Genomic DNA, 502 nt, shown 5'->3' with positions numbered 1-502 from the left:
GCCTCCTCGAGGATCGACGGATGGCACACCGCGTCGAAGATCAGCGTCGGGCCGCCGTCGACGCCGCGTCGCTCGAGCGCGTCCGGCACCGTTTCCGTCGCCGCGTGGATGACTTCGTCGGCCGCCGCGCCGCACTTGCGCGCGAGCGCGAGACGCTCGTCGAGGCGATCGGCGATGAACGCGCGAATGCCGTAGACGTGCTTGAGCACTTGCAGCAGCGTGAGGCCGACGGTGCCCGCGCCGTAGATCAGCGCGACGTCGGACGGCAGCACGCCGGTGCGCGCGGTCGCGTTCGCGGCGACCGCGAACGGCTCGACGATCGCAGCGCACGTGTCGGCGATCTCGGGCGCAATCCGGTGGGCGTTCGCGGCGGGCACGCAGGCGTACTCGCTGAAGCCGCCGTCGCGATGCACGCCGAGCACGGTCAGGCTGCGGCACACGTTGCGCCGGCCGATCGCGCATGCGTGGCAGCGCCCGCAACTGATGACCGGGTCGACTGCGA

General features: G+C 72.1%; 1 protein-coding gene. It reads right to left on the bottom strand.

The genetic code is table 11. The features are described 5' to 3' along the window. Positions 1–502 (bottom strand): alcohol dehydrogenase catalytic domain-containing protein (locus J5M67_RS27970; protein WP_207888616.1); only part of this gene is annotated, 502 nt, incomplete at both ends.

The organism is Pseudomonas sp. 30_B (assembly GCF_017491605.1).
Classification (GTDB): Bacteria; Pseudomonadota; Gammaproteobacteria; order Pseudomonadales; family Pseudomonadaceae; genus Pseudomonas.
Note: the sequence above shows the minus strand (reverse complement) of the source record. Positions and strands in the feature narration are given on the sequence as shown.